Source organism: Shinella sp. M27 (genome assembly GCF_049199905.1).
Taxonomy (GTDB): Bacteria; Pseudomonadota; Alphaproteobacteria; order Rhizobiales; family Rhizobiaceae; genus Shinella.
In genome coordinates this window covers 1-6,168 of record NZ_JBLZPK010000036.1, presented here as the reverse complement: position 1 = coordinate 6,168, position 6,168 = coordinate 1, and the positions used below count along the sequence as shown (strand labels likewise).

Below are 6,168 nucleotides of genomic sequence, written 5' to 3'. Positions count from 1 at the left end.
GCGCCGGGATTGACCGCCTGCTTGGAGGCATTGAACAGCAGCACGCCGCCGGTCTTCTGCGCCTTCATGATGCGCACGGCATTCTGCGCCACGGTCTGGTGGGCGAAGAAATTCAGCTCGAAGCTCTTGCGCAGCAGCGCGTCGTCCATCGTGGCGATCGGGCTTTCCCAGGCCGCACCCGCATTGGAAACAACGATATCGACCCCGCCGAACGTGGCGATCGCCCTGTCGAAGGCGGTGCGCACGGAGACGGGATCGGTGATGTCGCAGGCGATGCCGATCGAATTGTTGCCGGCCGCCTTGGCTACCGCTGCCGCCTTCTCGCCGTCGAGATCGAGCGCCACGACATGGGCACCTTCGGCGGCGAAGGCCTTGACGACGGCCGCGCCGATGGCGCCGGCGCCGCCGGTGACGATGGCGACCTGGCCGGTGAACGGCTTCGGCTTGGCGCCGGCGAGCTTCGCCTGCTCCAGCGACCAATATTCGAGATCGAAGAGATCGGGACGGCTCACCGGCTCGAAACGGCCGACGGATTCGGCATCCCGCGCCGCCTCGATCCACATCTCGCCGACATCGACGGCAATGGTCGCGTCCTTGAAGGTCCGGCCATGGCCGAACATGCCGAGACCGGGCACCAGCGTCAGGCGCGGCATGGGGTCGAGCATGGTGCGCTTGACGTCGTCGCGGGCGTCGTTGCTGCGGAAGTATTCGGTGTAGTCGGCGGCGAAGGCGGCGACGTGCTGGTCGATGACCGCACGGTAGCCGGCAAGATCGTCGCTGGCCGGTGCCGGCAGCACCATCGGGCCGGTCTTGATGCGGATGGAGAGGTCGGGCGTCGAGACGCCGCGCGCCGCCATGTCCCGGATTTCAGCCGCGTTGATGAAATCGAGAATGGCCGGCGATGCGCGGAAGACGCTGACCATGCGGTCGTAACGGCCTTCGCCCTTGTCGACGGCGACGGCGCCGCGCAGCAGGGGGGCGATGTCGGCGGGGCTGGCGAGCTTTGAGGGCAGGGTGGCTGGCGTAAAGGCGTTGCGGCCGTTTTTCTTGACGTGATTTTCGGCGACCGTGACGTAGTGGATCATTCGGTCATAGGCTTCCCGGGCGGTGTCGCCGAAGGTGAAGATGCCGTGTTTGTCGAGGATCAGGCCCTCGACCGTCGGGTCCTGCTCGAACACTTCGGCGGCCGCCTTGGCGAGTGCGAAGCCGGGCATGATATAGGGCACGAAACCCATCTTGGTGCCGAAGAGTTCGGCGCTCATCTCGCGGCTCTTCGCCTGGTCGGCGATGGCGAGGATGGCGGTCGAATGGGTGTGGTCGACGAATTTGTGCGGCAGAAAGGCGTGCAGCAGCGCTTCCACCGACGGGTTCGGTGCGGCGGGATCGATCAGGTTGGCGCGCAGCAGCGTCACCATGTCCTCGTCCGAGAGTTTTTCGAGTTTGCGGCTCTTCAGGAGCGCGCTGATCTTCACGGCGGGCAGGCCCGCCGGCTCGATGACACCCATGTCCCAGCCGCTGCCCTTGACGCAGAGCACCGCATGCGTGTCGCCGACGAGGTCGGTCATCTCGGTCTTCACGGAGGTGTTGCCGCCGCCATGCAGCACGAGCCGCGGTTCCCCGCCGAGCAGGCGGGTCGTGTAGGTGCGCAGCGCCAGATCGCGGTTGACGCCCTTTGCGGCATAGCTCGCGACGACCTTTTCCGCTTCGTCGTCGCGCCAGAGATTTTCCATCGTATAAGCCTCCCGATAAACCGGCCCGGCCGGCGTCGGCGGACCCAAACAGTCTTGGCTCAAGCCTTGCCCGAACCACCCTTTTCCCAGCGTTCCAGAATGCGGCGCGCCATCGACGTGGTGACGATGAGATGCGAGACGAAGCCGCCCTTCAGCGCCGCCATCAACGGCTCGAACTTGTTGTCTTCCTGCACGACGAGCATGCGCTTCCGGATCGCCCTGATGGAATCGAGATCGGCGGAAATGCAGCGCCTGTTGTGGTTGCAATCCATCCACTGGCCGTCATGGTCGATCAGCTGGCCGGCGATGACGCCGGCGGCTCCCTTCTCGCCCATGGCATGCATGTCGGCCGCCGACAGCGCGCCGCATTTGACCAGGTGACTGTCATCCTCGATGCCGCCGACGGAATAGAGCGCGAGATTGCAATCCGAGATCGTCGCAAGCTGCTCGCGGATGACGGGCTCGCCGCGCAGTTCCTCGGCGAGGCGCTCGGAGGACAGCACGAGCGGTGCATAGAAGTTGATGCCCTCGGCATTGAGGCGTCGGGCGATTTCCGTGGTGCACTGGTCCGGCCGGTAGGAATAGGGCGCGCCGAGATTGCCGCAGAGCTGCACGACGGTGACGCCGCGCAGATCCGCGAAGGGCATGACATCGGCGATGTGATAGACGGTGCGGCCCCAGGCCACGCCGATCCGGTCGCCCTTGTTGATCAGTTCGAGGAAGACCGAAGCGGCAACGACGGGCATTTCCGCTGCCGGGTCCATCGCCTGCCGGTCTTCCGGCACCAGCCAGGCCGTGGTCAGGCCCGTGGCGTCTTCCAGCTCGCGGGCCAGCACGTCGTCGGAGAAAAGCTCGGAAGAGGTCGAGATCGTGACGATCCCCATCTCGCGCGCCTTGCGCAGATACATGGCGATGGAGGCGCGGGAGATGCCAAGCCGCTGCGCGACCTCGTCCTGCCGCAGGCCGTGCGTGTAATAGAGCCAGGCGGCCTTGTGAATGATCTGGTCGTTCGGTCGGACAGGCATTACGGCTCTTTCGTTTGGTGTTCTGACATTAGTCATCAGCGCTGACAAAAGTCAACGCGCACGTTTCATAAGCGTATCAGATTGATAAGCGTTTGCGGATATTCGCCGGAGGCACATCTCGAACCGTCCCATCCTGCGCGCTCCGTTCGAAACGGCGTCCGTCGAATATCCCCGCTGATTTTCCCCGCTTTGCCGCCGCCGCCTAAAATCGTGCGAACGCAAACTGGAAAACCGACGATCATGGACGCAACCGAGAATCTCAACCTGCCCTACATCCTTCCCTCCCAGGCACAGAAACACGTCACCCACAACGAGGCGATCAAGGCGCTTGACGCGGTCGTGCAGCTTGCGGTGATGAGCCGGAGCGTCGCTACGCCGCCGGCGTCGCCCGCCTCCGGCGCCCGCTACATCGTGCCGGCGGGTGCGACGGGCGCATGGGCGGGCCGCGAAAAGCATGTCGCCGCCTGGCAGGACGATGTCTGGATGTTCTACATGCCGCGCACCGGCTGGCTTGCCCATGCCGTCGATGAAGGCGTGCTTCTCACCTTCGGCGCCACCGACTGGGCGCTGTCGGCCTTTAATGTCGCCCTGCCGGACAGGCTCGGCCTCAATGCGATCGTGAACCCGCCGAACCGGCTGGCGCTGGCCGGTGACGCCTCGCTGTTCTCCCACGAGGGCATGGGCCACCAGCTCAAAATCAACAAGGCGACGTCGGCGGACACCGCGTCCGTGCTGTTCCAGACGGGGTTTTCGTCGCGCGCCGAGATCGGCGCCATCGGGAGCGACGATTTCCGCCTCAAGGTGAGCCCGAACGGCTCCACCTTTCTCGATGCCATCACCGTCGACCGCAGTTCGGGGCGTGTTTCCTTCCCCGCCGGCGCGACGGGTCTGCGCATCCAGCTGACCGCAGCGCGCACCTACTATGTCGCGACGACCGGTAGCGACACCAATACCGGTCTGAGCGCCGGTCTGCCATTTGCGACCCTGCAGAAGGCCATCGACGAGGCGAACAAGCTGGATTGCGCAAGTTTCGACGTGACGATCCAGCTGGCGAACGGCACCTATGCCGCCGGCGCCACCGTCGCCCGACCCCTGTGGGGCGGCGGCACATTGATCATCAAGGGCAACGAGACGACGCCGGCCTCGGTCGTCATGAGTTCGGGGCTGAGCTTTCGCAACGGCGCGCAGGTGCGTGTCGCCGGCCTGCGCTTCGTCATCGCCACGGATCTCATCAACGCGCTCTCCGTGGGCAACGGCGTCTATCTGCGCACGGGCAAACTCGAATTCGGCGCCGTCGGCGCCAATGCGGACCACATCTTTGCCGACAATCCCTGCCATATCGCCATCGAGGACGACTATACGATCTCCGGCGGCGGGCGCAGGCACATGAATATCGGCATGGGTTATGTGGTCGGGGCAAACCGCACGATCACGCTGACGGGCACGCCCGCCTTCACGCATTTTCTGGCGGCGAGCAACTGCGCCGCGATCGCCCTGTCGAACCTGACGATCTCGGGTGCGGCGACGGGCAGCCGCTACATTGCCGAGACGAACGGCGTCATCAACACCTATGGCAAGGCGACGACCTATCTGCCCGGCTCCACCGTCGGCACCAATCCGACGGGCGGCATCTACGCCTGATCAAAGCATCGCATGCATTGCTTCCCGGCGGCTCTTGCATCAAGGCCGCCGGACTGGTTATGACAGGGGCATGTCTCTCGAATCCGTCCGCGCCTTCTTCGCCGAAAACGCCCCCGACATCGACGTTCTCGTCACCGAGCAGAGCTCGGCGACCGTGACGCTCGCGGCCGAGGCGCACGGCGTTGCGCCCGAACAGATCGCCAAGACGATCTGCCTGCGGATCGGCGAGGAGACCGTGCTTCTGGTCGCGGCCGGCACGGCGCGGCTGAGCAACCGGAAATTCAAGGATCGCTTCGCTGCAAAGCCGCGCATGCTCGACGCCGAGCAGGTGCTGGCCGTCACGTCGCATCCGGTGGGTGGCGTCTGCCCCTTCGGCCTGCCGGCGCCTGTTCCGGTCTATTGCGACATGTCGCTGAAACCCTTCGACACGGTGGTTCCGGCGGCGGGCGCGACGAATGCGGCGGTGCGTATCGCGCCCGACCGCATGGCAAGCCTGGTCAAGGGCGAATGGGTTGACGTCTGCGAGTGACGTGACCCCGGCCCCAACGGGCTAATCGTGAAAGAGTTTCGCGCAAATCCGGGGAAATGCCCCGCTGGCAAAATTCTGCTCCAGCAAGCAATATGACGAAACTGTGATCAACCGCGGCCGGCTTCCGGCGGACAGCGGCGCGCGGACGCGGGGATGTCTCGCGGGCAGGCGGTTCGCGGTGCGAAGCGTCGGCTTGGTTCCGGGCTGCTGGAGGAGCATTCGCCCGGAGGTTCAGCACGGCGCGCCTCAGGCAGCGCCAGGGGGAGAAAACATGTTCGAAAAGCTGTTCAAGCTGAGTGAGCACGGCACGTCCGTGCGCACCGAAGTGGTGGCGGGTCTCACGACCTTCCTCACCATGTCCTATATCATCTTCGTCAATCCGGACATCCTGTCGACCACGGGCATGGACCGGGATGCCGTCTTCGTCGCCACCTGTCTGGCGGCCGCGCTCGGCTCGCTCGTCATGGCGCTCGTCGCCAATTGGCCGATCGGCATGGCGCCCGGCATGGGCCTCAACGCCTTCTTCGCCTTCACCGTCGTCGCCGCCCTCGGCTTCACCTGGCAGCAGGCGCTGGGCGCGGTCTTCATCTCCGGCCTCATCTTCGTGATCCTGACGGTCACGGGCGTGCGCAGCTGGCTGATCGAAGGCATTCCGCATTCGCTGCGCAGCGCCATTGCCGCCGGTATCGGCCTCTTCCTCGGCATCATCGCGCTGAAGAACGCCGGCATCGTCGTCGACAATCCGGCAACGCTCGTCGGCCTCGGCAGCCTCAAGGCGACCGGCCCGCTGCTCGCCATCCTCGGCTTCTTCATCATCGCCGTGCTCGATGCGTTGCGCATCAAGGGTGCGATCCTGATCGGCATTCTCGCGGTGACGATCCTCTCCTGGGTCACCGGCGTCAGCCAGTTCCAGGGCATCGTCTCGGCCCCGCCGTCGATGCTGCCGACCTTCCTGCAGCTCGACATCATGGGCGCGCTGCATGGCGGCCTGGTGCATGTCATCCTGGTCTTCGTTCTCGTCGAAGTGTTCGATGCGACCGGCACACTGATCGGCGTCGCCAAGCGCGCCAATCTGATCCAGGAAGGCAAGAAGAGCCGCCTCGGCCGCGCCCTTCTCGCCGACAGCACGGCCATCGTTGCCGGCTCGCTGATGGGTACCAGCTCCACCACGGCTTACGTCGAAAGCGCCTCGGGCGTCCAGGCCGGCGGCCGCACGGGCCTCACCGCCTTGACCGTCGCCATC

Annotated in this window: 5 protein-coding genes; 3 read left to right on the top strand and 2 right to left on the bottom strand. The window is 65.2% G+C overall.

Features of this window, described 5'->3' with window-relative positions; translation table 11 throughout:
* Window positions 1-1,730: bifunctional aldolase/short-chain dehydrogenase (locus ACOZK4_RS15175; protein WP_421592602.1), on the bottom strand; the 1,730-nt coding region annotated here is incomplete at its 3' end.
* A gap of 59 nt (window positions 1,731-1,789) precedes the next feature.
* Window positions 1,790-2,755 carry a sugar-binding transcriptional regulator gene (locus ACOZK4_RS15170; RefSeq protein WP_421592601.1) on the bottom strand — a complete coding sequence of 322 codons (966 nt, stop codon included), beginning with the start codon at window positions 2,753-2,755 and terminating at the stop codon, window positions 1,790-1,792.
* Window positions 2,756-2,995: 240 nt separating this feature from the next.
* Here ACOZK4_RS15170 and ACOZK4_RS15165 point away from each other — a divergent pair, with 240 nt between their 5' ends.
* The 3 genes from ACOZK4_RS15165 to ACOZK4_RS15155 form a co-directional block, all read left to right on the top strand.
* A complete protein-coding gene (locus ACOZK4_RS15165; RefSeq protein ID WP_421592600.1) occupies window positions 2,996-4,396 on the top strand; it encodes a DUF2793 domain-containing protein in 1,401 nt (466 codons plus the stop codon).
* A gap of 70 nt (window positions 4,397-4,466) precedes the next feature.
* Window positions 4,467-4,925, top strand: coding sequence for a YbaK/EbsC family protein (locus ACOZK4_RS15160; protein ID WP_313531345.1), 459 nt, complete (start codon window positions 4,467-4,469; stop codon window positions 4,923-4,925).
* A gap of 271 nt (window positions 4,926-5,196) precedes the next feature.
* A partial coding sequence (locus ACOZK4_RS15155; protein WP_421592599.1) for an NCS2 family permease occupies window positions 5,197-6,168 on the top strand: 972 nt, incomplete at its 3' end.